23 protein-coding genes are annotated in these 22,864 nt (G+C 72.4%); 4 read left to right on the top strand and 19 right to left on the bottom strand.

Going from position 1 to position 22,864, the window contains the following annotated elements; all coding sequences use genetic code 11:
* Window positions 1-68: 68 nt before the first annotated feature.
* From nuoK to N912_RS0135595, 14 genes are all read right to left on the bottom strand, one after another.
* The gene (gene nuoK / locus N912_RS0135660; RefSeq protein WP_028926187.1) at window positions 69-368 is read right to left on the bottom strand and encodes an NADH-quinone oxidoreductase subunit NuoK; all 300 of its coding nucleotides are present in this window, start codon (window positions 366-368) and stop codon (window positions 69-71) included.
* A complete protein-coding gene (locus N912_RS0135655; RefSeq protein ID WP_028926186.1) occupies window positions 365-1,216 on the bottom strand; it encodes an NADH-quinone oxidoreductase subunit J in 852 nt (283 codons plus the stop codon). Before N912_RS0135655 ends, nuoK begins: the two co-directional genes overlap by 4 nt.
* The gene (nuoI, locus tag N912_RS0135650) at window positions 1,213-1,755 is read right to left on the bottom strand and encodes an NADH-quinone oxidoreductase subunit NuoI (RefSeq protein WP_028926185.1); all 543 of its coding nucleotides are present in this window, start codon (window positions 1,753-1,755) and stop codon (window positions 1,213-1,215) included. The genes N912_RS0135655 and nuoI overlap by 4 nt, the downstream gene beginning before the upstream one ends.
* Window positions 1,748-3,133, bottom strand: coding sequence for an NADH-quinone oxidoreductase subunit NuoH (nuoH, locus tag N912_RS56720; protein ID WP_084211507.1), 1,386 nt, complete (start codon window positions 3,131-3,133; stop codon window positions 1,748-1,750). The genes nuoI and nuoH overlap by 8 nt, the downstream gene beginning before the upstream one ends.
* Window positions 3,130-5,670, bottom strand: coding sequence for an NADH-quinone oxidoreductase subunit G (locus N912_RS0135640; protein WP_028926184.1), 2,541 nt, complete (start codon window positions 5,668-5,670; stop codon window positions 3,130-3,132). The genes nuoH and N912_RS0135640 overlap by 4 nt, the downstream gene beginning before the upstream one ends.
* On the bottom strand, window positions 5,667-6,977 hold the full coding sequence (gene nuoF / locus N912_RS0135635) for an NADH-quinone oxidoreductase subunit NuoF (RefSeq protein WP_028926183.1): 1,311 nt from the start codon (window positions 6,975-6,977) through the stop codon (window positions 5,667-5,669). The genes N912_RS0135640 and nuoF overlap by 4 nt, the downstream gene beginning before the upstream one ends.
* The gene (gene nuoE / locus N912_RS0135630) at window positions 6,977-7,762 is read right to left on the bottom strand and encodes an NADH-quinone oxidoreductase subunit NuoE (RefSeq protein WP_084211506.1); all 786 of its coding nucleotides are present in this window, start codon (window positions 7,760-7,762) and stop codon (window positions 6,977-6,979) included. The genes nuoF and nuoE overlap by 1 nt, the downstream gene beginning before the upstream one ends.
* A complete protein-coding gene (locus N912_RS0135625; RefSeq protein ID WP_037068341.1) occupies window positions 7,750-9,069 on the bottom strand; it encodes an NADH-quinone oxidoreductase subunit D in 1,320 nt (439 codons plus the stop codon). The genes nuoE and N912_RS0135625 overlap by 13 nt, the downstream gene beginning before the upstream one ends.
* Window positions 9,069-9,839 (bottom strand): NADH-quinone oxidoreductase subunit C, encoded by a 771-nt coding sequence (locus N912_RS0135620; RefSeq protein ID WP_028926180.1) that lies wholly within the window; start codon window positions 9,837-9,839, stop codon window positions 9,069-9,071. Before N912_RS0135620 ends, N912_RS0135625 begins: the two co-directional genes overlap by 1 nt.
* Window positions 9,839-10,387 (bottom strand): NADH-quinone oxidoreductase subunit NuoB, encoded by a 549-nt coding sequence (locus N912_RS0135615; RefSeq protein ID WP_028926179.1) that lies wholly within the window; start codon window positions 10,385-10,387, stop codon window positions 9,839-9,841. Before N912_RS0135615 ends, N912_RS0135620 begins: the two co-directional genes overlap by 1 nt.
* A gap of 10 nt (window positions 10,388-10,397) precedes the next feature.
* On the bottom strand, window positions 10,398-10,763 hold the full coding sequence (locus tag N912_RS0135610; protein WP_028926178.1) for an NADH-quinone oxidoreductase subunit A: 366 nt from the start codon (window positions 10,761-10,763) through the stop codon (window positions 10,398-10,400).
* A gap of 103 nt (window positions 10,764-10,866) precedes the next feature.
* The gene (locus N912_RS0135605) at window positions 10,867-12,180 is read right to left on the bottom strand and encodes a geranylgeranyl reductase family protein (RefSeq protein WP_028926177.1); all 1,314 of its coding nucleotides are present in this window, start codon (window positions 12,178-12,180) and stop codon (window positions 10,867-10,869) included.
* Window positions 12,181-12,356: 176 nt separating this feature from the next.
* A complete protein-coding gene (locus N912_RS0135600) occupies window positions 12,357-13,355 on the bottom strand; it encodes an SMP-30/gluconolactonase/LRE family protein (protein ID WP_028926176.1) in 999 nt (332 codons plus the stop codon).
* A 63-nt stretch (window positions 13,356-13,418) separates the two neighbouring features.
* A complete protein-coding gene (locus N912_RS0135595; protein WP_028926175.1) occupies window positions 13,419-14,120 on the bottom strand; it encodes an alpha/beta fold hydrolase in 702 nt (233 codons plus the stop codon).
* Between the two features lie 64 nt (window positions 14,121-14,184).
* Between N912_RS0135595 and N912_RS56715 the strand changes: the two genes are divergently transcribed.
* Window positions 14,185-14,865 carry a winged helix-turn-helix transcriptional regulator gene (locus N912_RS56715; protein WP_051581267.1) on the top strand — a complete coding sequence of 227 codons (681 nt, stop codon included), beginning with the start codon at window positions 14,185-14,187 and terminating at the stop codon, window positions 14,863-14,865.
* On the opposite strand, the gene N912_RS0135585 is transcribed toward N912_RS56715, so the two are convergent.
* Complete coding sequence (locus tag N912_RS0135585) at window positions 14,822-15,508, bottom strand: demethylmenaquinone methyltransferase (protein ID WP_028926174.1); 687 nt, start codon at window positions 15,506-15,508, stop codon at window positions 14,822-14,824. The two genes, N912_RS56715 and N912_RS0135585, sit on opposite strands and share 44 nt — an antisense overlap.
* Before the next feature lie 68 nt (window positions 15,509-15,576).
* Between N912_RS0135585 and N912_RS0135580 the strand changes: the two genes are divergently transcribed.
* Window positions 15,577-16,698, top strand: coding sequence for an epoxide hydrolase family protein (locus tag N912_RS0135580; RefSeq protein WP_028926173.1), 1,122 nt, complete (start codon window positions 15,577-15,579; stop codon window positions 16,696-16,698).
* On the opposite strand, the gene N912_RS0135575 is transcribed toward N912_RS0135580, so the two are convergent.
* Together N912_RS0135575 and N912_RS0135570 are read right to left on the bottom strand one after the other, a co-directional pair.
* Complete coding sequence (locus N912_RS0135575) at window positions 16,672-17,796, bottom strand: glycosyltransferase (protein ID WP_028926172.1); 1,125 nt, start codon at window positions 17,794-17,796, stop codon at window positions 16,672-16,674. The genes N912_RS0135580 and N912_RS0135575 overlap by 27 nt on opposite strands.
* Before the next feature lie 16 nt (window positions 17,797-17,812).
* Entirely contained in the window at window positions 17,813-18,973 is a 1,161-nt protein-coding gene (locus tag N912_RS0135570; protein WP_028926171.1) for a glycosyltransferase family 4 protein, read from the bottom strand.
* A gap of 175 nt (window positions 18,974-19,148) precedes the next feature.
* Between N912_RS0135570 and N912_RS56710 the strand changes: the two genes are divergently transcribed.
* Window positions 19,149-20,030 (top strand): inositol monophosphatase family protein, encoded by an 882-nt coding sequence (locus tag N912_RS56710; RefSeq protein WP_051581266.1) that lies wholly within the window; start codon window positions 19,149-19,151, stop codon window positions 20,028-20,030.
* Here N912_RS56710 and N912_RS0135560 read toward each other — a convergent pair.
* A complete protein-coding gene (locus N912_RS0135560; RefSeq protein ID WP_156994247.1) occupies window positions 19,988-20,512 on the bottom strand; it encodes a DUF3592 domain-containing protein in 525 nt (174 codons plus the stop codon). The two genes, N912_RS56710 and N912_RS0135560, sit on opposite strands and share 43 nt — an antisense overlap.
* Before the next feature lie 16 nt (window positions 20,513-20,528).
* On the opposite strand from N912_RS0135560, the gene N912_RS0135555 reads away from it, so the two are divergent.
* Window positions 20,529-21,086 carry a P-loop NTPase family protein gene (locus N912_RS0135555; RefSeq protein WP_051581265.1) on the top strand — a complete coding sequence of 186 codons (558 nt, stop codon included), beginning with the start codon at window positions 20,529-20,531 and terminating at the stop codon, window positions 21,084-21,086.
* A 41-nt stretch (window positions 21,087-21,127) separates the two neighbouring features.
* Here the strand turns inward: N912_RS0135555 and menD are convergent, their stop codons facing one another.
* Window positions 21,128-22,861: a 2-succinyl-5-enolpyruvyl-6-hydroxy-3-cyclohexene-1-carboxylic-acid synthase gene (gene menD / locus N912_RS56705; protein ID WP_051581264.1), complete on the bottom strand. Its 1,734-nt coding sequence runs from the start codon at window positions 22,859-22,861 to the stop codon at window positions 21,128-21,130.
* Between the last annotated feature and the right edge of the window lie 3 nt (window positions 22,862-22,864).

Here is a 22,864-nt window from a genome sequence, read left to right as displayed (position 1 = left end):
AGCCCGGTGGCCGGCGCGACATCACCGACCGCAAGGAGCGACGTTGGGGAGCTGAACAAGGTCGACTCCTAGTACTTGAGCAGGTTGGCGTCGTCGACGGAGGACGAGCGGCGGGTGCGGAAGATGGACATGATGATGGCCAGCCCGACCACCACCTCGGCGGCGGCGACGACCATCACGAAGAACGCCATGACCTGGCCGTCCAGCGCGCCGTTGATCCGGGAGAAGGTGACCAGGGTCAGGTTCACCGCGTTGAGCATCAGCTCGATGCACATGAACACCACGATGGCGTTGCGGCGGACCAGCACCCCGACCGCGCCGATGGTGAACAGCAGCGCGGACAGCAGCAGGTAGTACGTGGGGGTCATCGCTGGCTCTCCTCGCGCTCCGCAAGCTCGGCGGGACCGCCGCCGGTGAGCGCGTGCGCGTCCGGGGCGGGCAGCTCGGGCTCCTCCTCGGCCGGCACCGACTCGATGATCTCGGACAGCGACTCCGGCGCGATCGAGCCGTCCGGCAGCAGCGCCGGGGTGGCCACCGAGTTGGTGGTGGCGAACACGCCGGGGCCGGGCAGCGGCGAGATCCTGTCGTGCTCGCCGCGCAGCCTGGCCTCCACGGTGGCCCGCTGGCCGCGCTTGGCCGCGTGCTTGCGCTGCGAGAACGCCAGCAGCATGGCGCCCAGCGCGGCGGTGATCAGCAGCGCGGAGGTCAGCTCGAAGGCGAACAGGTACTTGGTGAAGATCAGGTTGCCGAGGCTGGCCACGTTGCCGGCCTGGCCGCCGGCCGCGTTCGCGCCGCCCAGCCCGGCCGGGGTGACCGCCGTCAGCGACGGGGCGAGCCCGCCGACCAACAGCCCGGCCAGGCCGATGCCGAGCACCGCGCCGGCCAGCCGCTGCCCGCGCAGCACCTCCACCACCGAGTCCGAGCTGTCCCGCCCGACCAGCATCAGCACGAACAGGAACAGCATCATCACCGCGCCGGTGTAGACGATGATCTGCACGAAGCCGAGGAACGGCGCCTGCTGCGCCATGTACAGCGCGCCCAGGCTGAGCATGGTCATGGCCAGCCAGAGCGCGGAGTGCACGGCGTTGCGGGCGAACACCATGCCCAGCGCCCCGGCCAGCGCGATCGGGCCGAGGATCCAGAACGCGACGGCCTCACCGATCGTCACGGGCCCGCCGGTGTCCGCCGCGGCCTGCGCGAGTACGAGCGTGCTCACTTCACCTGCTCCCCCACCGGATCGGACACCTCTGGGTCGCGGGCCTGGGCGGGAGCCTGGACGTAGTAGTCCTGCTCGTCGTCGCCGAGGCGCATCGGGTGCGGCGGCTGCTCCATGCCCGGCAGCAGCGGGGCCATCAGCTGTTCCTTGGTGTAGATCAGGTGCTGCCGGTCGTCGTCGGCCAGCTCGTAGAAGTTGATCATCGTCAAAGACCTGGTCGGACAGGCCTCCACGCACAGCCCGCAGCCGATGCACCGCAGGTAGTTGATCTGGTAGTCCTTGCCGTAGCGCTCACCCGGGGAGTAGCGCTCCTCCTCGGTGTTGTTCCCGCCCTCGACGAAGATCGCGTCGGCCGGGCAGGCCCAGGCGCACAGCTCGCAGCCCACGCACTTCTCCAGCCCGTCCGGGTGCCGGTTGAGCTGGTGGCGGCCGTGGTAGCGCGGCGCGGTGGGCCGGAAGTCCTCCGGGTACTGCTCGGTGACCACCTTCTTGAACATCGTGCCGAAGGTGACGCCGAAGCCTTTGAAGGCATCAAACATCGTCGTTGCTCCCTGCATTGCTGGGTGCACTGGTCAGGGCCGCGCCCTCGGACCGCTCGCCCTCCGCGACCGTCCGCGCCCGCAGCCGGTGCCTCGGTTGCGTCGGCACCTTCAGGTCCAGCGGCGGCACCGGGTAGTCCGAGGCCACCTCGACCTCCGCGGACTCCGGCCGCCGCTGCTCGGGCATCAGGAACGCGAAGATCAGCGCGGCCACCACCACGATCCCGATCACCACCGCGAGGGTGACCCCGCCGCCGGTGTTCCGGTACGTCCGGATGGCGAAGATCATCAGGATCCACAGCAGGCTGGCCGGCACCAGGCCCTTCCAGCCCAGCCGCATGAACTGGTCGTAGCGCAGCCGGGGCAGCGTGCCGCGCAGCCAGATGAACACGAACAGGAAGACCAGCATCTTGCCGATGAACCACACCATCGGCCACCAGCCCTGGTTCGCGCCCTCCCACAGGCTCAGCGGCCACGGCGCCCGCCACCCGCCGAGGAAGAACGTGGTGGCCATCGCGGAGACGGTCACCATGTTCACGTACTCGGCGAGGAAGAACAGCGCGAACTTCAGCGAGGAGTACTCCGTGTGGAACCCGCCGACCAGCTCGGACTCCGCCTCCGGGAGGTCGAACGGGGCGCGGTTGGTCTCGCCGACCATGGAGATGCAGAACACCACGAAGCTGGGCAGCAGCAGCCAGATGTACCAGCCGTCCTTCTGGGCGTCCACGATCCCGGCGGTGGACAGCGTGCCCGAGTAGAGCACCACCGCCACGATGGACAGCCCCATCGCGATCTCGTACGAGATCACCTGCGCGGCCGAGCGCAGCGCGCCGAGCAGCGGGTACGGCGATCCGGACGACCAGCCGGAGAGCACGATGCCGTACACCCCGAGCGAGGAGCAGGCCAGCACCACCAGCAGCCCCACCGGCAGGTCGGTCAGCTGCAGCACCGTGTGCTCGCCGAAGATCGACACTTCCGGCCCGAACGGGATCACCGAGAACGCCACGAAGGCCGGGATCGTGGAGATCACCGGCGCCAGGAAGAACACCACCTTGTCCGCCGTGACCGGCATGATGTCTTCCTTGAACGCGAGCTTGAGCCCGTCCGCGAGCGACTGCAGCCAGCCGTTCGGCCCGACCCGGTTCGGCCCGGGCCGGTGCTGCATCCGGCCGACGACCTTGCGCTCCCAGTTGATCATGAACAGGGTCAGCACCACGCCGATCGCGAACAGCGCGACCACCTTGAGGATGACCAGCCAGATCGGGTCGTCGGCGAGCAGCCGCTCGGTCTCCTCCGCGTTCGCCGCGAGCAAGCTTGCGCGCTCGCCAGACAATGCAGCCAGGAGCCCCCCGGCGTGCGCGGCCAGCAGCGTCGTCATGACCGTCCTTCCGAGGCGGCGCCGACCGGTTCGCCCTGAACCGTGCCCGCCGTGACCGTGACCAGATCGCCGTGACCGGCGCCGAGCGTGGCCCGAACCCTGGCGCCGGGCGAGTGCGCCGGCACCCACACCACGCCGTCGGGCAGGTCGGCCAGCCGCACCGGCAGCGAGATCGCGCCCTGCTCGGTGGCCACCACCGCCGGCTCGCCCTCGCTCAACCCGAGCCGCCCGGCCGTCTCCGCGTTCACCCTCGCCTCGGGCGCCCGCGCGGTCCCGGCCAGGTGCGGCTCGTCCACGCCCAGCGACGACTCGTCCAACAGCTGCCGCCAGCTCGCCAGCACGGCCTGCCCGTCTTGCGGCGACTGCGCGGGCGTGCCCCTGACAGAATCCGCGACTCGCCCTGACAAAATCCCCGACTCGCGGGGGGTTAGGCGGGCGAGCTCGGATGCGGCGGCGTGCGGGGTCTGGGTGTAGAGGTCGACGTCCATTTCTACGGCGAGGGTGTCCAGGACTCGGCAGTCGGGGAGCATGCCGGGGGCCTCGAGGGTGACGTCGAAAGCGCGGCGGCGGCCTTCCCAGTTCAGGTAGCTGCCGGAGCGGTTGACGTCGGGGGCGACCGGGAGGACCACGTCGGCCAGCTCGGTCACGGCGGAGGTGTGCAGCTCCAGGCTCACGACGAAGCCGGCGGCGCGCAGGCCGGTCAGGGCGGCCTCCGGGTCGGCCAGGTCGTACGGGTCGAGGCCGCCGACCACGAGGCCGGCCAGCTCGCCGTTTGCGGCGGCGGCCAGGATCGCGGACGTGTCGCGGCCGGGTTGGGTCGGGAGGTCGTCGACGTTCCAGGCGGTGGCCACTTCGGCACGGGCTTGGGCGTCGGTGACCGGGCGGCCGCCGGGCAGCAGATTCGGCACCGCGCCGGCCTCCAGCGCGCCTCGGTCGCCGGCCCGGCGCGGTACCCAGCCGATGGTGGCGCCGGTGCGCGCGGCCAGCTCGGACACCGCCGAGTACAGCCCGGGCACCTCCGCCGCCCGCTCGCCGACCAGGATCGCCGCGCCCGGCTGGCCCAGCGCCTCCACCACGTCACCGTCCAAGCCGGCGAGCACGGCCGGCTCGTCCCCCGGGACCGCCGGGATCAAGGTGGCGTTCGTCTTGCGCACGCTCGGCGTCGTCCACTGCCCCAGGTGGAACACCCGCAGCCCGCCCTTGCGCACGGCCTTGCGCAAGCGCAGGAACAGGATGCCCGCCTCCTCCTCCGGGTCCAGCGCCACGACCAGCGCCGCCGGCGCCGCCTCCACCGCGCCGTACGTCAGCCCACCGTTCTCCGGGTTCGTGCCGACAACGTGCGCGCCCAGGAACTCCAACTCCTCCGCACTATGCGGCCGCCCCCGAAAGTCCACGTCATTGGTCCGCCCCGCCACCCGAGCGAACTTGGCATACGCATACGCGTCCTCGTACGTGACACGCCCACCCACAAGCACGCCCAGCCCGCGCGCACCACTCCGCGAGTCGGGGATTTCGTCAGGGTGAGTCGCGCTTTCTGGCAGTGTGCCCTCGCGGGCGGCGATCAGCCCCTCGGCGGCCGTCCGCAGCGCCTCCGTCCAGGACGTCTCGCGCAGTTCGCCGTCCTCACCGCGGACCAGCGGCCGCTCGATGCGTCCCTTCGAGGTCAGGTACCGGAACGCGAACCGGCCCTTGTCGCAGTTCCACTCCTCGTTGACCTCGGGGTCGTTGCCGGCCAGCCGGCGCATCACGGTGCCGCGCCGGGTGTCGTTGCGCTGCGCGCAGCCGCCCGCGCAGTGCTCGCACACCGACGGGGTGGACACCAGGTCGAACGGGCGCGAGCGGAAACGGTAGGCCGCGCTGGTCAGCGCCCCGACCGGGCAGATCTGGATGGTGTTCCCGGAGAAGTAGGACTGGAACGGCTTGTCCTCGGCCACGCCAATCTGCTGCTCGGCGCCGCGTTCGAGCAGCTCGATGAACGGGTCGCCGGCGATCTGCTCGGAGAACCGCGTACACCGCTGGCAGAGCACGCAGCGCTCGCGGTCCAGCAGCACCTGCGTGGAGATCGGGATCGGCTTGGGGAACGTGCGCTTGCGGTCGATGAACCGGGAGTCGGCGCGGCCGTTGGACATGGCCTGGTTCTGCAGCGGGCACTCGCCGCCCTTGTCGCAGATCGGGCAGTCCAGCGGGTGGTTGATCAGCAGCAGCTCCATCACGCCCTGCTGCGCCTTGTCCGCGACCTTCGAGGTGTGCTGGGTGCGCACCACCATGCCGTCGGCGACCGTCATCGTGCACGACGCCTGCGGCTTGGGCATCGGCCGCCCGCCCAGCTCCACCTCGACCAGGCACTGCCGGCAGGCACCGGCCGGCTCCAGCAGCGGGTGGTCGCAGAACCGGGGCACGATGATGCCCAGCCGCTCGCAGGTGCGGATCAGGATCTCGCCCTTGGGGGCGTCCACCTCGATGCCGTCGATGGTCAGCCGAACGTGCCCCTCCGGCACCGGCCTCGCGTCGGTTGTTGCGTCTTGCGTGACAGTCATGCCCCCACCAGCTCTTCCAACTGCTCCGGCCGCTGGACCGCCGGCTGCGCCTTGCACAGGTCGAGGAACTCCTGCCGGAAGTACTTGATCCCGCTGGTGATCGGGCTGGTCGCGCCGTCACCGAGCGCGCAGAACGAGCGGCCGAGGATGTTGTCGCAGACGTCGAGCATGGTGTCGATATCCGCCTCGGTGCCCTCGCCCGCCACCATCCGCTCCAGGACCTGGGCCAGCCAGTAGCAGCCCTCGCGGCACGGCGTGCACTTGCCGCACGACTCGTGCTCGTAGAACTCGGTCCACTTCATCACCGCCCACGGCACCGAGACGGTCTCGTTGAAGACCATCACGGCGGTGGTGCCCAGCATGGACCCGGCGGCCGCCGCGCCCTCGAAGTCCAGCGGTACGTCCAGGTGCTCGGCGGTGAACAGCGGGGTGGACGACCCGCCCGGCGTCCAGAACTTCAGCGGGATGCCGTCCTTCATGCCGCCGGCCAGCTCCAGCAGCTCGCGCAGGGTGGTGCCCAGCGGCGCCTCGTACTGGCCGGGCCGCTCGACGTGCCCGGACAGCGAGTAGATCTTCGGGCCGGGGCTCTTCTCGGTGCCCATCGCGCGGAACCAGTCGCTGCCGCCGTTCACGATGTCGGGAACGCTGGCGATGGTCTCCACGTTGTTCACCACGGTGGGTGCGGCGTAGAGGCCGGCGGTGGCCGGGAACGGAGGCTTGAGACGGGGTTGACCACGACGACCTTCGAGCGAGTCGAGCAGCGCGGTCTCCTCGCCGCAGATGTACGCCCCGGCGCCGGCGTGCACCACGATGTCCAGGTGGAAGCCGCTGCCCAGGATGTCGCGGCCCAGGTAGCCGGCCTCGTAGGCCTCGTTGACGGCGTGCTGGACGCGGCGGATGCAGTGCAGGGCCTCGCCGCGCACGTAGATGGCGCAGAAGTTGGCCCTGATCGCGTAGCTGGTGATGATGCAGCCCTCGACCAGCGCGTGCGGGTCGGCCATCATCATCGGGATGTCCTTGCAGGTCCCGGGCTCGCCCTCGTCGGCGTTGATCACCAGGTAGTGCGGCTTGGCGGCCGGGCCGGAGTCGCCCTGCGGGATGAACGACCACTTCATGCCGGTCGGGAAGCCGGCGCCGCCACGCCCGCGCAGCCCGGAGTCCTTGACCAGCGTGATCAGCTGGTCCGGGTGAGCGGCCAGGGCGGTGCGCAGCGCCGTGTAGCCGTTCGTGCGCTCGTAGGTCTCCCGCGACCAGGACCGGTCGGCGGTCCAGCGGCGGGTGAGCACCGGGGTTACGGGGGTCGTCATCACTTCTTCTCCGGTACGGGGGGCAGCTCGACGTTCTCCGGCATGGCGGGCGCGGCCCAGCCGTTCTGCTCGGCGAGGCGGTTGCCAGCGAACGTCTCCTCGGCGGCGTTCGGGCCGTCCGCGGCGGCCGGCAGGTCGTCGAAGAACCCGGCCAGCTCGCGCTCGACGGTGCGCCAGTCGGTCAGCGGGGCGCCGCGGGTGGGCGGCGGCTTCTCGCCCCGGCGCAGCGCGTCCACCAGCTCGGTGGCCGAGCGCGGCGACTGCTTGTCGTAGTACTCGTAGTTGACCTGGATCACCGGCGCCAGGTCGCAGGCGGCCAGGCACTCGGCGTGTTCCAGCGTGATCGAGCCCGTGGCGCCGGGGTCGCCGGCGGTCTCCTCGTGCTTGAGCGGGCGCCCGTCCGAGCCCAGCCGCTCGCACAGCCGCTGGTAGATCTTGTCCCCGCCCATCGCGGCGCACAGCGTGTTCGTACACACGCTGACCAGGTGCTCCCCGCCGGGGCGGCGCTTGTACATGGTGTAGAAGGTGGCCACCGCGCTGACCTCGGCGGTGCTCAGGTCCAACTGCTCGGCGCAGAACTGGATGCCGGCCTGGCTGACGTAGCCCTGCACGGACTGCACCAGGTGCAACATTGGCAGCAGCGCGGACCGGGAGTGCGGGTAGCGGGACACGATCAGCTTCGCGCGCTGGCGGGTCAGCTCGTCGAACTCCGCCTCGGCGGTCGACTCGGCCTGGGGCACCGCCATCTCCGGCGTCGCCCTCGGGACCTCGCTCATCTGTCGCATCCCCCCATCACCGGGTCAATCGACGCCACCGCCGCGATCACGTCGGCGATCATGCCGCCCTCGCTCATCGCCGGCATGCTCTGCAGGTTGATGAAGCTGGGCTCGCGCAGGTGCACCCGCATCGGCCGGGTGCCGCCGTCGGACACCAGGTGCGCGCCCAGCTCGCCGCGCGGCGACTCCACCGCGCAGTAGGCCTGCCCGGGCGGCACCTTGAACCCCTCGGTGACCAGCTTGAAGTGGTGGATCAAGGATTCCATGGACTGGCCCATGATCTTGCGAACGTGCTCCAGCGAGTTGCCGAGCCCGTCCGCGCCCAGCGACAGCTGCGCCGGCCAGGCCACCTTCTTGTCCTCGACCATCACCGGCCCTGGCTCCAGCTTCTCCAGGCACTGCCGGATGATCTTGAGCGACTCGTGCATCTCGGCCACCCGCAGCTTGTAGCGGGCGTAGCAGTCCGCCTCGGTCGCGGTGGGCACCTCGAAGTCGAACTCCTCGTACAGGGAGTACGGCTCCGTCTTACGAAGGTCCCACGGCAAGCCGGCCGCACGCAGGATCGGTCCGGTGGCGCCGAGCGCCAGGCAGCCGTCCACCGGGAGGTAGCCGACACCTTCCAGCCGCTGCTTCCAGATGGGCTGGCCGGTGAGGAGCTTGTCGTAGGACGGCAGGTACTTGTCCATCCAGTCGACGAACTCCTGGATCTTTTCCCGGTAGTCCTCGGGGAAGTCCTGGGCCAGGCCGCCGGGGCGGATGTAGGCGTGGTTCATCCGCAGGCCGGTGAGGTGCTCCAGCAGGTGCAGCGCGACCTCGCGCTCGCGGAAGCCGGAGGTCATGCCGGTCAGCGCGCCCAGCTCCATGCCGCCGGTGGCGATCGCGACCAGGTGCGAGGAGATCCGGTTGATCTCCATCAGCAGCACCCGGCCGAGCTGGGCGCGGCGGGGCGCGGTGATTCCCAGCAGGCGCTCGGTGGCCAGGCAGTAGGCGGTCTCGGTGAACAGCGGCGACAGGTAGTCGCAGCGGGTCACGAACGTGACGCCCTGCGTCCAGGTGCGGTACTCGCAGTTCTTCTCGATGCCGGTGTGCAGGTAGCCGATCACCGAGCGGGCCTGGGTGACGGTCTCGCCCTCCAGCTCCAGCACCAGGCGCAGCACGCCGTGCGTGGACGGGTGCTGCGGACCCATGTTGACGACGATCCGCTCGTCGTGCTCGTCGGTCACCGAGTCGACGATGGAGTCCCAGTCGCCGCCGGTCACGGTGTAGACCGGCCCCTCGGTGGTGATCCGTTCCTCGGCGTACGGGTCTGTCGTCATCAGCTGTAGCTCCTCCGCTGGTCGGGCGGGGGGATCTCGGCGCCCTTGTACTCCACCGCGATCCCGCCCAGCGGGTAGTCCTTGCGCTGGGGGTGGCCCTCCCAGTCGTCCGGCATCAGGATCCTGGTCAGCGCGGGGTGACCGTCGAAGATCACGCCGTACATGTCCCAGGTCTCCCGCTCCTGCCAGTCCGCCGTCGGGTAGACCTCGACGACGCTGGGCACGTGCGGGTCCTCCACGCTCACCGCGACCTCCAGCCGGACGCGACGGCGGTAGGTCATCGACGTGAGGTGGTAGACCACGTGCAGCCGCTCGGCGACCTTCTCGCCGTAGTCCACCCCGGACAGGCTGGACAGCAGCTCGAACCGCAGGCCCTCGTCGTCGCGCATGGTCCGGCACAGGTCGAGGATCCGGTCCCGGTGCACGTACAGGGTCAGCTCGCCCCGGTCGACGGTGACCTGCCGGATCGCGCTGGACTCGATGCCCCGCTCGGCCAGCGACGCGGTCAGCTCGTCGGCGAAGTCGTCGAACCAGCCGCCGTACGGGCGCTCCGCCGGGGCCGGCGCGTAGGCCGGCAGTCGCAGCCCGCCGAACCCTGAGGTGTCCCCGCTGTCGTGCACGCCGAACATGCCCGACCGCTCGTGCCCCGCCACGACCGGACCGCCGTCGCCGCTGGGCTCGTGAGCAACCAGGCCGTTCTCGGTGGGCCGCTCGGCCGAGGAGTGCTCGTCGCCCGGCTCCGGGGTGCTCGGTTCGTTCGACTCAGCCATCACTTGTTCGCAAACTTGATAGACGACGGGATCAGCTCGGTGCGGTGGCCGCTCTCGGCGAGCAGCGCCGCCCGCTTCGGGCCGAGCGGCTCGTCCATGATCTTCGCGTGGAGCTTGAGGATGGCGTCCATCAGCATTTCCGGGCGTGGCGGGCAGCCGGGCAGGTACATGTCCACCGGCACGATGTGGTCGACGCCCTGCACGATCGCGTAGTTGTTGAACATCCCGCCCGAGGACGCGCACACGCCCATGGCCAGCACCCAGCGCGGCTCGGGCATCTGGTCGTAGATCTGGCGCAGCACCGGGGCCATCTTCTGGCTCACCCGGCCGGCCACGATCATCAGGTCGGCCTGGCGGGGCGAGGCGCGGAACACCTCCATGCCGAACCGGGCCAGGTCGTAGCGGGGCGCGCCGGTGGTCATCATCTCGATCGCGCAGCAGGCCAGCCCGAAGGTGGCCGGCCACAGCGAGGACTTACGGGTCCAGTTGACCAGCTTCTCCACGCTGGCCAGCAGCACACCGCTCGGGAGTTTCTCCTCTAGTCCCATGGTTAGCCCCTTAGTTCCAGTCCAGCCCGCCGCGCCGCCATACGTAGATGTAGGCGAAACCGACGGTGCCGATGAACAGCACGATCTCGACCAGCCCGAACAATCCGAGCGAATCGGCGGTGACGGCGAACGGGTAGAGGAACACCATTTCGATGTCGAACAGGATGAACAGCATCGCCGTCAGGTAGTAGGCGACAGGCATCCGCCCGCCGCCGACCATCGGCTGCGGCGACGGCTCGATGCCGCACTCGTAGGCCTCCAGCTTGGCCTTGTTGTACCGGCGCGGACCCACGAACGGCGCGGCCGTCACGGAGAACAACGCGAACGCACCGGCCAGCGCGAACATGAGCACTAGCGGGAGGTAGGGCTGGAGCATCTCTCGCCTCCGATTTCGCTTGTCGCCCGAATCCCTGTTATCTCAGCCGACACTTTGCCGACCCTAATCATCTGCTCAGCTCGCTCCGCGAGTGAGGCAAGCCTTACTCAAGGCTGGGTGTGAGCCGCGTCATCGCGTGGATGACCCGGTCCGAGCTATCGCCGCCTTTCGGGTCGTACAGGTTCGCCAGCAGCTTGAGCAGGAACGCCATCAACGTCTTGCGCGGCAGCCCGTGCCGGGTGGCCAGCCGCATCACCGTGGGATTGCCGATGGCGCGCGAGAACAGGTTGCCGATGCGGTAGTAGCTGCCCAGGGCCTGGCGCATCGCCGTCGGGTAGCCGCTCAGCGCGTGCTCGGCTGCCGAGCCGGAGCGGGCCAGCGACTGGATCGCGCAGCCGGCGGCGATGGACGCAGACTCCATGGCGTACGCGATGCCCTCGCCGTTGAACGGGTTCACCATGCCGCCGGCGTCGCCGACCAGCAGCAGGCCCGGGCGGTAGTGCGGGGTCCGGTTGAAGCCCATCGGCAGCGCGGCACCGCCCACCGTGCCCACCGCGTTCTCGTCGCGGTAGCCCCACTCCTCGGGGGTGCCGTCCAGCCAGGACTTGAGCAGCGCGCGGTAGTCGGTGGAGCCGAACGCGCGGCTGGTGGACAGGATGCCCAGGCCCACGTTGCTGGTGCCGTCGCCCATGCCGAAGATCCAGCCGTAGCCGGGGAGGAGCTTGGGGCTACGTGGATCACTGCGGTCCCAGAGCTCCAGGTGCGACTCGAGGTAGTCGTCGTTGTGGCGCGGGCTGGTGTAGTAGCGGCGCACCGCAACGCCCATCGGCCGGTCGTCCCGCTTGGCCATGCCCAGGGACAGCGCGACCCGTGCCGAGACGCCGTCGCAGGCCAGGGTGAGCGGGGCGCGGAAGGTGAGGGCCTGCTTGTCCTTGCCCTTGCCGATGGTGGCGCGCACGCCGGTGACCCGGCCGGTGCGCTCGTCGGTGATCGCCTCGGTGACGCTGGTCTGCTCGTGCAGCCGGGCGCCGGCCTTCTCCGCGTTGCGGACCAGCAGCTCGTCGAAGTCCTGCCGGGGCCGGACCGCGCCGAAGTTCGGGAAGCTGGCCAGGTCCGGCCAGTCCAGCTCCAGGCTGACGCCGCCGCCGAGCACCCGCAGGCCCCGGTTGTGCAGCCAGCCGTTCGCCTCGGAGCAGTCGATGCCCAGGTCGATGATCTGCTTCATGCCGCGCGGGGTGAAGCCGTCGCCGCACACCTTCGGCCGGGGGAACGTGGACTTCTCCAGCAGCAGCACGTCCAGGCCGGCGCGGGCCAGGTAGGCGGCGGCCGTCGAGCCGGCCGGGCCGGCGCCGACCACGATGACATCGGCCGTGCGGTCCGTGTCACCGGCGGCGCTCGGTGCGGTCGGCTCGGCCATACGGCTCTCCCGGTGCGTTGTGGCGCATGTGGTGGTAGCGCGTGTTCTGCTGGTCTGTCCGGTCGCTTGTGAACGGATTCACGAAGTCCGTTCGCGAGTGTAAGCCGGACCCCTGGCGCTCGCCCAATCACGGGTGGGCGGGTCTCCTGGGTAAGCCCGTGTGGGCGTTGTGCGGCTTAGCGCGGGAGGGGGACGGAGATCACCGTGTAGGCGGTCGTGGGGGTCGCGTCGACGCCGAACCGGGCGTTCGGCAGGTACAGGCGTCCGGCGTAGGCGGCGATCGTGCTCGGGTTGTCGAAGCGGGGGTCGGCGATGCGCTGGGTGACCCGGCCGGTGGATGCGGTCTTGTCGAGCTGGATGACGACGAGCTTGTTCGGGTCGTTCTGCGCGACGTAGAGCGTCTGGCCGTCGAGCAGCAGGCCGTCGCCGTCGTCCAGCTTCTCCCCGCCCAGGTCCACGGTGCGGGCGTTGCCGGTGTTCGGGTCGACGCGCAGCAGCGTGCCGGTGTTGGACTGGACGATCAGCAGGCCGGTGCCGTCCGGGGTGAGCGCTATGCCGTTGGCGTTGACGCCCTTCTGGTGGCGGTAGTCGCCGGTCAGTTGGACTTTGCGCACGTCGCCGGGGGTGCCGTCCGGTTTGAGGGCGATCCGGTAGAGGACCGGGTTGCGCGAGTCGGTCAGCCACCAGGTGTCGTTCGTCAGCAGGTCGTCGTTGATCAGGTTGTTGTCCTCGGTCGGCCGCTGGACCAGCGGGATGCTGGCCAGTTGGCGGCCGGTAGCGGCGTCGAGCACCCTGGCGTCGCCGGCGCTGCGCCCGGCCGCGTAGATCCGGCCGTCGCGGACCTTGAGGCCCTGCATGCCCTTGCCGGACGGCGGCGCGAGCTGGGCGCCCTGGCCGGTGGCGAGGTCGACCCGGTAGAGCGCGCCGTTCTCCCTGTTGGAGAGGTACGCCGTGGAACCCTGGCCGACCGCGATCCCCTCCGGCGCGAAACCGGGCGGGAGCTTGATCACGTCCGGGGCGTCGGCGGGCAGGGTCCCAGGCGCGGTGGCCGAGGGGGCGGGCGCGGGCGGGCTCGCGGGGGCCGAGCTCGCGGGCGGTGCCGACGGCGAGCCACATCCGCCCGCGACCACCGCGACCACCGCAACCCCGACCAGCCACCCCGCGCGCGCTCTCACGGCCGCGACCTTAAGCCTTCACTAAGAGGTCCAGGTCGATGGGCTCCTCGGGCCCGCCGGACGTCAGCGCGGGCCGGCCTCGGCGCGGTAGGCCTCCAGGCGGTCGACCAGCTCGGCGGGGCGGCTGAGCGCGACCAGGTGGCCGCCGTCCATCTCGTCCGGGGTGATGCCGAGGCGCTCGCGGACCACCCGGCGCTGGAACTCGGCGGGGAACAGCCGGTCGCCCCTGGTGAGCAGGAACCGGGTCGGCACCTCCGGCCAGCCCGACAGCGGCCACGGCTTGGCGAACGGCGCGTCGGACTGGTCGCGCTGTCCGCGCGCCATCGCCTGCTCCACCACGGCCGGCGGGACGTCGTGCAGGAACGTCACGAGCGGGTCGAACTCGCCGCCCCAGGCGCGGCCCTCCCGCTCGGCGAGCTCGCGCTCGGCGGCCGGCTGGCCGGTGTTGGCCCACCAGTCGCCGGGCGACTCCCCTGGCGCCGGGGTCATCGCGGCCAGCATGACCAGCAGCCGCACCGACACCCGCTCGCACACCAGCGGCGCGGTGAATCCCGCCATCGACTGGGCGACCAGGATCAGCTCGTCGTGCCGGTCGCCGATGGCCTCGACCACGGCGTCGGTGTACTCGGCGAGGCCGGCCGAGTCGTCGTCGGCGGGCAGGTCGACGGCGATCACGTCGTGCCCGCGCTCGCGCAGCAGGGGCACCACCCGGTGCCAGTACCACGCCTCGCCGCCGGCCCCCGGGATCAGAACGTAGGTAGCCATGACCTTCTCCTCCTTAGTCCTAAGTTAGGACTATACGGTACGGATTTCGTATAGACTTGAAAACGTGACCGCCGCGCGCAGCTATCAGGACCCGTGCGGGATCGCGCGCGCCCTCGACCTGGTGGGCGAGCGGTGGGCGCTGCTGGTGGTGCGCGACCTGCTGCTCGGGCCGAAGCGGTTCGGCCAGCTGCGGCAGGGGCTGGGGGCGGTGAGCCCGAACGTGCTGTCCCAGCGGGTGCGCGAGCTGGAGGCGGCCGGGGTGGTGCAACGCCGCCGGCTCGGGCCGCCGACCGGCGCGGTGGTCTACGAGCTGACCGCGAGGGGGCGCGAGCTGGAGCCGGCGCTGCTCGCGCTCGGCCGCTGGGGCGCCGCCACCGCCGTCGACACCGAGGCGGAGCTGACGGTGGACTCGCTGGTCATCGCGCTGAAGTCGATGTTCGACCCGGGGCGGGCGGCGGGTTTGCGGGCGAGCTACCGGCTACGGCTCGATGTTGAAACGTTTCACCTCACGGTGGCCGACGGTGTGCTCACGGCCGCCCGTACCGACGACGGCTCCGCCGACGTCACCATCGACACCGACCCGGCCACGCTGCGCGCCGTGATCTTCGGCGGCCGCCCGCTGGCCGACGCCGAACGCTCCGGCGCGCTCACCGTGACCGGCGACCACGCCGCGGCCGCCACGCTCGTAACCCTGTTCCCGGTCACGGGCGGCGAGCGCGATGGAGCGCGACGATGCCGCCGGTGAGGTTGCGCCACTCCACGTCGGACCAGCCGGCGGCGGCGATCTTGGTGGCCAGCGCGGGCTGGTCGGGCCAGGCGCGGATGGACTCGGCGAGGTAGACGTAGGCGTCCGGGTTGCTGCTCACCCTGGTGGCGATCGCGGGCAGCGCGCGCATCAGGTAGTTGCCGTACACCAGCGCGAACGGCGCCCAGGTCGGGGTGGAGAACTCGCAGACCACCAGCCGGCCGCCGGGACGGGTGACCCTGGCCATCTCGGCGAGGCCGGCGGCGGGGTCGACCAGGTTGCGCAGCCCGAACGAGATCGTCACCGCGTCGAAGCTGGCGTCCGCGAACGGCAGGTGCAGGGCGTCGGCGGCGGCCATCGGCACGCCCCGGTGCCGCCCGCTCCGCAGCATGCCCAGCGAGAAGTCCGCGGCCAGGCACCAGGCCCCGTCCCTGGCCAGCTCGACGGTGGACACCCCCGTGCCGGCGGCCAGGTCCAGCACCCGCTCGCCCGGCCCCGGCGCCAGCGCGCGGCGGGTGGCCATCCGCCACAGCCTGTCCTGCCCGCCGGAGAGCAGCGTGTTCGTCAGGTCGTAGCGGCGCGCCACCGCGTCGAACATGCGGGCGACATCACGCGGATCCTTGTCCAGGCCGGCTCGGGACACGTCCAGAAGGCTAACCCGTCGGCAATAGCGGACCAAAACTGTCCTGTATCCCTCATACCGTCGTTCCCATGACGGAGATCAACCCGTACCGCCTGCACATCCCCCAGGACGCGCTGGACGACCTGCACCGCCGGCTGGCGAACACCCGGTGGCCGGAGCAGCCGTCCAACCCGGAGTGGAGCGACGGCCCGCCGGTGGACGACCTGCGCGAGCTGGCCGAGTACTGGCGCACCGGCTACGACTGGCGCGCGGCCGAGAAGAAGATCAACGCGTACGACCAGTTCAGCACCGAGATCGACGGCGAGAACGTGCACTTCCTGCACGTCCGGTCGCCCGAGCCGGGCGCGCGGCCGCTGATCCTGACGCACGGGTGGCCCGGTTCGATCGTGGAGTACCTCGACCTGGTCGGCCCGCTCACCGACCCGCGCGCGCACGGCGGCGACCCGGCGGATGCGTTCCATGTCGTGGTGCCGTCGATCCCGGGGTTCGGGCTGTCCGGGGTCACGCACGGCGACGGCTGGACGGCGGAGCGGGTGGCCAGGGCGTGGGCCGAGCTGATGCGGCGGTTGGGGTACGGGCGGTACTTCGCGCACGGCGGCGACTGGGGCGCCTCGATCACCCGCGAGCTCGGGCTGGTCGACCCGGAGCACGTGGTCGCGCTGCACGTGCTGCAGCTGTTCGCCTCCGGCGCGGACGCCTCCGACTCCGACGACCCCGAGGAGGCCCGCAGCGCGGAGGCCGCCAGGCGTTACCAGTACGAGCTGATGGGGTACGCGGTGATCCAGAGCACCCGGCCCCGGCTGATCGCCTACGGGCTCACCGACTCGCCGGTCGCGCAGCTGGCCTGGATCGTGGACTGCTTCCAGCACTGGACGGACCCGCGCGGGACGGTCGACCGCGACGCGCTGCTCACCAACGTGATGCTCTACTGGCTGACCGGCACGGCCGGCTCCTCCGCCCGCTACTACCGCGACGGCGCCGCGACCTGGGACCAACCGCCGGCGCCGTCCACGGTGCCCACGGCGGTGGCGGTGTTCCCGCACGACATCGCGCTGCCGGTGAGGCGGATCGCGGAGCGGACGAACAACATCGTGCGCTGGACCACGTTCGACCGGGGCGGGCACTTCGGCGCGCTGGAGGAACCCGACCTGCTCGTCGCCGACCTACGGGCCTTCGCCGCCGGGAGGTGAGAGCGCGTCCAGCATCCCGGCCACGGTGGCCGGCCAGGTGAACTCCTCGGCGCGGGCGCGCGCGGACGCGCGCCTGGCGTACTCCTCGTAGGCGAGCAGGCCGCGCACGGCGCCGGCGAACGCGGCCGGGTCGTCGGCCACCGCCGCGCCGCAGTCCGGGCGGACGATCTCCACCAGCGCCGACGACCGGGACACCACCACCGGGGTGCCGCTGGCCAGCGCCTCCAACGCGGCAAGGCCGAACGTCTCGTGCGGGCCGGGCGCCAGCGCCACGTCCGAGGACGCCAGCAGCGTGGCCACGGCCGCCCGGTCGGCGAGGAACCCGAGGAAGGTCACCGGCAGCGACCGTGCCCGCCGCTCCAGCGCGGTCCGCCGGGGGCCGTCGCCGGCCACCACCAGCCGGACCCGGGCGCCGGCGGCGTGCAGCGCGGCCACCGTGTCCACGCTGCGCTCCACGTGCTTCTCCGCGGACAGCCGCCCGCAGTGCACCAGCAGCGTGTCCGCCGGGCCGGCCAGCCGGTGTCGCAGGCCAGCGTCCCGGCGCGACGGGGAGAACGCGGCCAGGTCCACCCCGAGCGGCACCCGCAGCACGTTGCGCGCGCCGATCCGGTCGAACTCGGCGCCGGCGAACGCGGTGGTGCACACCACGCTGTCGTAGCTGGCCGCCATCCGTCGGTTCGCCCAGTCCGCGACGCGGCGCGCCGCCGGCCCGGGCAGCAGGAACTGCTCCAGCAGCCGGTCCAGCCGCTCGTGCGAGATCACCACGCTGGGGACCCCACGCTCGGCCGCCCAGCCACCCAGCCCGCGCAGGGTCAGCCGGTCGGACACCTCGATCGTGTCCGGGCGCAGCCGGTCCAGCAGCCGGCGCACCCGCCACGGGTCCACCGCCCGGTAGCCGCCGGTGCCGGGCAGCTTGGGCGCGGGCAGCGTGATCCGCCGGATGCCGGTGGCCAGCCGTTCGTCGGTGTGCCGCCCGCCGGGCACGATCAGCGTGACGGTGTGCCCGCGCGCGGCGTACCCGGCGCCGAGGTGGTGCAGCGCGGTGCGCAGGCCGCCGGAGCGCGGGCCGTAGAAGTTGGCCAGCTGGACGATGTGCATGCCGCCGCCGGCCAGGTCAGGCCGCCGTCCGGCCGGTGGCGCGGCCGGCCTCGCCGAGCACCTCGGCGTAGTGCCCGACCAGCTCGGCGCACACCGTCGGCCAGTCCCGGCGCAGCACCGACCGGCGGGCGGCGACCCCGGCGCGGCGGCACGTGTCCGGGTCGGCGAGCGCGAGCACGGCGGCGCGCAGCGCCGAACTAGACCGACGGTCGGTCGGTCCGTCGCCGGGCGGCACCAGGTACCCGGTGCGGCCGGGTATCACCAGGTCACGCGGGCCGCCGGCGTCGGGGGCGACCACCGGCACCCCGGACGCCAGCGCCTCCTGCACCGCCTGGCAGAACGTCTCGGACGGGCCGGTGTGCACGAACACGTCCAGCGAGGCGTAGATCTCGGCCAGCTCCTCGCCGTCCCGGAAGCCCAGGAACCGCGCGTCGATGCCCAGCCCGGACAGCAGCTCGCGCAGCTTCGGCTCGCTCGGCCCCTCGCCCACGACCACCAGCCTGATCCCCGGCAGCCCGGCCAGCGCGGCCAGCCGCTCCACCTGCTTCTCCGGCGCCAGCCGCCCCACGTAGCCGACCAGCAGCTCGCCGCCCGGCGCCAGCCGCTCGCGCCAGCACCGGCGCCGCCGCGACGGCCGGAACCGCGAGGTGTCCACCCCGCGCGCCCACCGGTGCACCCTGGGCACCCCGCGCGAGCGCAGCGCGTCCGCCGCCCAGCTGGACGGGGCCAGGGTCCGGTCGGCCAGCGTGTGCAGCCGGCAGGTCCAGCGCCAGGCCGCCCGCGCGGTCAGCGCCAGCCCGTACGAACCGGCGAACCCGGCCACGTCGGTCTGGTACACCGCGACGGTCGGGATGGCCAGCCTGCGGGCGGCGGCCAGCCCGCGCGCGCCGACCACGAACGGCGACGCCAGGTGCACCAGGTCGGGCCGAAAGCCCCGCAGCGCGGTCAGCACCCGGCGGGTGGGCAGCCCCACCGGCATCGAGTTGACCACCGGCAGGTCCATCGCGGGCACCCGGATCACCGGGGTGCCGAGGTGCTCCTCCGGGTCGCTCACGCCGGGCGCGACGACCATCACCCGGTGCCCGCCGCCGCGCAGGTGCTCCATCACCCTCAGCACGGAGTTGGTCACCCCGTTCACGGTGGGCAGGAAACACTCCGACACGATCGCCACCCTCACGCCCCGGACCATGCCCCGGCCAGCATCCCCCGAGCCGACACCGGCGTGACCAGCTATGGAACACCGCGACAACTTCGCGAACCCGGCGGTTCGAACACACACTTGACCTGGTGATCCGCTACCCGTCACCCGCCGGACGCACCCGGGTCACCGGGCCCGGTCACGCTGGGCCGACATGACGGTCGTGCACACACCGCCCTCCGGACCGGTCGACCCCGGGCTGCTGTCCCGCGCGCTGGAGGTCGGCGGGCGGCTGGCCAACGACGCCGCCGAGGTGATCGCGGCCACCGCCGAGCGGGGCGGTCGGGCCGGCGCCGAGACCGCGCTGTTCGACTGGGTCACCGACACCAACCGCACGCTGGAACGGCACACCCGCCGGGTGCTGGCCGCCGAGTTCCCGGACATCCCGGTGGTCGGACCGGTGATGAGCCCGGTGATGAGCGCGGAGTACAGCGAGCCCAACGGCGCCGGGTACCGCTGGCTGGTGGCCCCGGTGGACGGCACCGCGAACTACCTGGCCGGGCTGCCCTGGTACGGCTACAGCCTGGCGCTGCTCGACGCCACCGGCCCGGTGGTCGGGGTGATCTCGGACCCGACCCGCGCGGAGATCTACGCGGCGGCCAGGGGCCGGGGCGCGCGGGTGAACGGGGTGCCGGTGCGGGTGCGGGAGCGGGCGGCCGGCGGCGGCTACCCGATCTGCGTGGAGCCCGCGCGCGACGGCCTGCCGGCGTTCCTGGGCGCCGCGGCGCGGGCCCGGCTCGGGGTGCGGGTGCTCGGCTCGGCGTCGCTGGCGATCGCCCAGGTCGCGCTCGGTCACGCGGCCGCGGCGGTGCTGGAGGAGTACCGGGGCTGGGAGGTGGCGGCCGGGCTGGCGCTCGCCCTGGAGGCCGGCGCGGTGGTGCTGGACAGGTGCGGGCGGCCGGACCCGGTGCCGGAGAACGGGCTGCTGGTGGCCGCGCCGTCGGCGGCCGCGCAGGTGCTGGACTGCTGGCGGGCGGCCAGCTCGGAGGACCCCTACTCGACGGGCGGCAGCTCGGCCTCGAGCCGGCGCAGCTGACGCCCGCGCAGCATGAACGCGATCGGCAGCGCCACCGCGTTCACCACGACGATCATGAGCCCGATCGGCAGGTAGCCGAACCCGGCGTCCCGCCCGAGCACCCGCGCCCGCTCCGGGTGGGTGGTGTCGTACTCCACCCGCACGATCTGGCCCGGTTCCAGGCCGCGCGGGTAGAACACCCCGCTCTCCGGGACGACCGTCTCGCCGTCGTCCGTGGTAAACCTGATCAGCGTGCGGGTGTAGTCCGAGCCGGGCAGGACCTCGGCGGTGGCCACCGCCGGGTGCGCCTCGATCGCATGGTCGTCGCGCGCCGCCCCGACCAGCACCAGCACTCCCACCAGGCTGACCAGCCCGGTGAGGATGAGGATGATCGCGGGCAGCCGCCTGACCACCGGCATGACCACCGGCAGCAGCAGGCTGGCGGCCTCGTCGAGCAATCGCCCGGTCGTGCCGGGACCGGCGGCGGCTGGGCTGCTGCTCACCGAAGGGAGTTTACGGGTGCGCGGACCGGAATCTGTGCGCGGTATCCGCCGGATCGTGATCTACGGCGTCACCGGGTCGGGGAAGACCACGCTGGCCTCTCGGCTCGGCGCTACCGTCGGCATCCGCTGGCACGAGGTGGACAACCTGACGTGGGAACCCGGCTGGGTCGGGGTGCCCGCCGACGAGCAACGGCGCCGGTTCGAGGAGATCTGCGCGGGCGATGAGTGGATCCTGGACACCGCGTACAGCTCCTGGCTCGACCTGGCCCTCGGCCGCGCCCAACTGATCGTCGCCCTGGACTACCCCCGCTGGGTCTCCCTGTCCCGCCTGGTCCGCCGCACCCTCGCCAGGACGCTCGACGGCCGCCCGATCTGCAACGGCAACCGCGAGACCCTCCGCCAGGCGTTCTCCCCGGACTCGATAGTCGCCTTCCACTTCCGCTCGTTCCAGCACAAGCGCACCCGAGTCCGCGCCTGGGAAACCGACGAGTCCGTACCCCCCGTCGTCCGCCTCCGTTCCCCCCGCCACACCCGCGCCTGGCTCGCCACCCTCCGCGAACCGGGCCATTCGTAACCGCGAGTCGGGGATTTTCTCAGGGTGAGTCGCGGATTTCGTCAGCTCGAGTCGTGGCTCCCGCCACCACGAGCAGCGGTTTCCGACACACCGGCATCGGACACCGCGGCATCCACCGCCGCCCGCACCGCGGCATGGCCGGCGCGCAGCCCCGCCCGGCTGGCCGGCACCTCCAGCACGCGCACGCCTTCCGAACCGCCGGCCAGCGCGTCCGCGAGCCCGCCCAGGTCGTCCACCCGCCGATGCCCGATGCCCAGCCCGGCGCACACCGCGTCCAACCGCACCGCGTGCGGCGTGCCGAACACCCGCTCGAAGCTCCCCGCGTACTCCGGCGCGCCCTGTTCGAGCAGCGAGAACACCCCGCCGCCCGCGTCGTTGAGCACCACCAGGGTGAGCTCGGGCGCGCGCTCGTACGGGCCGACCACCAGCCCGGTCAGGTCGTGCAACACCGTCAGGTCGCCGATCAGCGCGTAGGCCGGCCCGCCGTGCGCCAGCGCAGCGCCGGTCGCGGTGGACACTGTGCCGTCGATCCCGGCCACGCCCCGGTTGGACAGCACTGTCAGCCCGGTACAGGGGCGCGCGGCCAGCGAGGCGTCGCGGACCGGGTTGGACGAGCCGAGCACCAGCAGCGCGCCGTCCGGCAGCCCGGCGACCACGGCGGCGGCCAGCCGAAGCCCGACCGGGGTCGCCGGATCGGCCAGCGCGCGGTCCAGCGCGGCGGAGGCGGCCGCGTCGGCCCGCTCCCACCGCGAGCACCAGTCCGGCGGCGGGCGCAGCGGCGGCGGCACCCCGACCGCCCGCACCGACGGCGGCAGCTCCGCGCCCTCCGGGCCGGTGGTCCCGACCGTGCCCGCCACCGCGTACACCGCCACCCGCCGGTCGGCCAGCAACCGAGCCACCGGCCGGTGCAGCGTCGGCCGGCCGTGCAGCAGCACCTGGGCCGGGCGCAGCCGCTCGAGCGCCGGGGAACCGAGCAGCCACGGGCCGGTGCGCAGCGCACGCGGCCACAACGGCGAGTGCGGCTCGGCCACCACCGGGACGCCGAGGTCCGCCGGCAGCCCCGGCACCGGTCCCGCCGGCACCCCGCCGGCCAGCACCAACGTCGGCGCGGACGGGTCGAGCGGCAGCGTCGCGGCGTCCGCCACGGCTGGAGGGAGCGCCGGCGCCGGCCACGGCGCGCCGTCCACCGGCTCGGACACGTCGTACCCGCCCGGCACGTCGGGAACCAGCGGCTCGGCGAACGGAAGGTTCAGGTGCACCGGCCCGACCCGGCCGCCGCCCGCCGCGCCGAGCGCGACCCCCACCGCCCGCGCCACCGACGCCCGCCAGGCCGTGAGCTCGCCGTCGGTCCCGGCCCGCGCCACCGGCAGCGTGACCGACAGCCGGGGCGCCCGACCGAACAGCTGGTGCTGCACGATCGTCTGGTTCGCGCCGGTCCCGACCAGCTCCGGCGGCCGGTCCGCGGTCAGGGCGAGCAGCGGCACCCCTGCATAGGACGCCTCCAGCACGGCCGGGTGCAGGTTCGCGGCCGCCGTCCCGGACGTACACGCCACCGGCACCGGCCGCCCGGAGCGCAGCGCCAGCCCGAGCGCCAGGAACGCCCCGGTCCGCTCGTCGATCCGCACGTGCAGCCGGATCCGGCCGGCCAGCTCCGCGCGGTGCAGCGCGAACGACAGCGGCGCGTTGCGCGAGCCGGGGCAGAGCACCGCGTCGGCGACGCCCCGGCGGATCAGCTCGTCGACGATCACCTCGGCCTGGGCGGTCGACGGGTTCACACC

Source organism: Actinospineispora acaciae DSM 45401 (genome assembly GCF_000620785.1).
Classification (GTDB): domain Bacteria; phylum Actinomycetota; class Actinomycetes; order Mycobacteriales; family Pseudonocardiaceae; genus Pseudonocardia; species Pseudonocardia acaciae.
The sequence above is the reverse complement of the archived record's forward strand: the minus strand, read 5'-3'. Positions and strand labels throughout refer to the sequence as shown.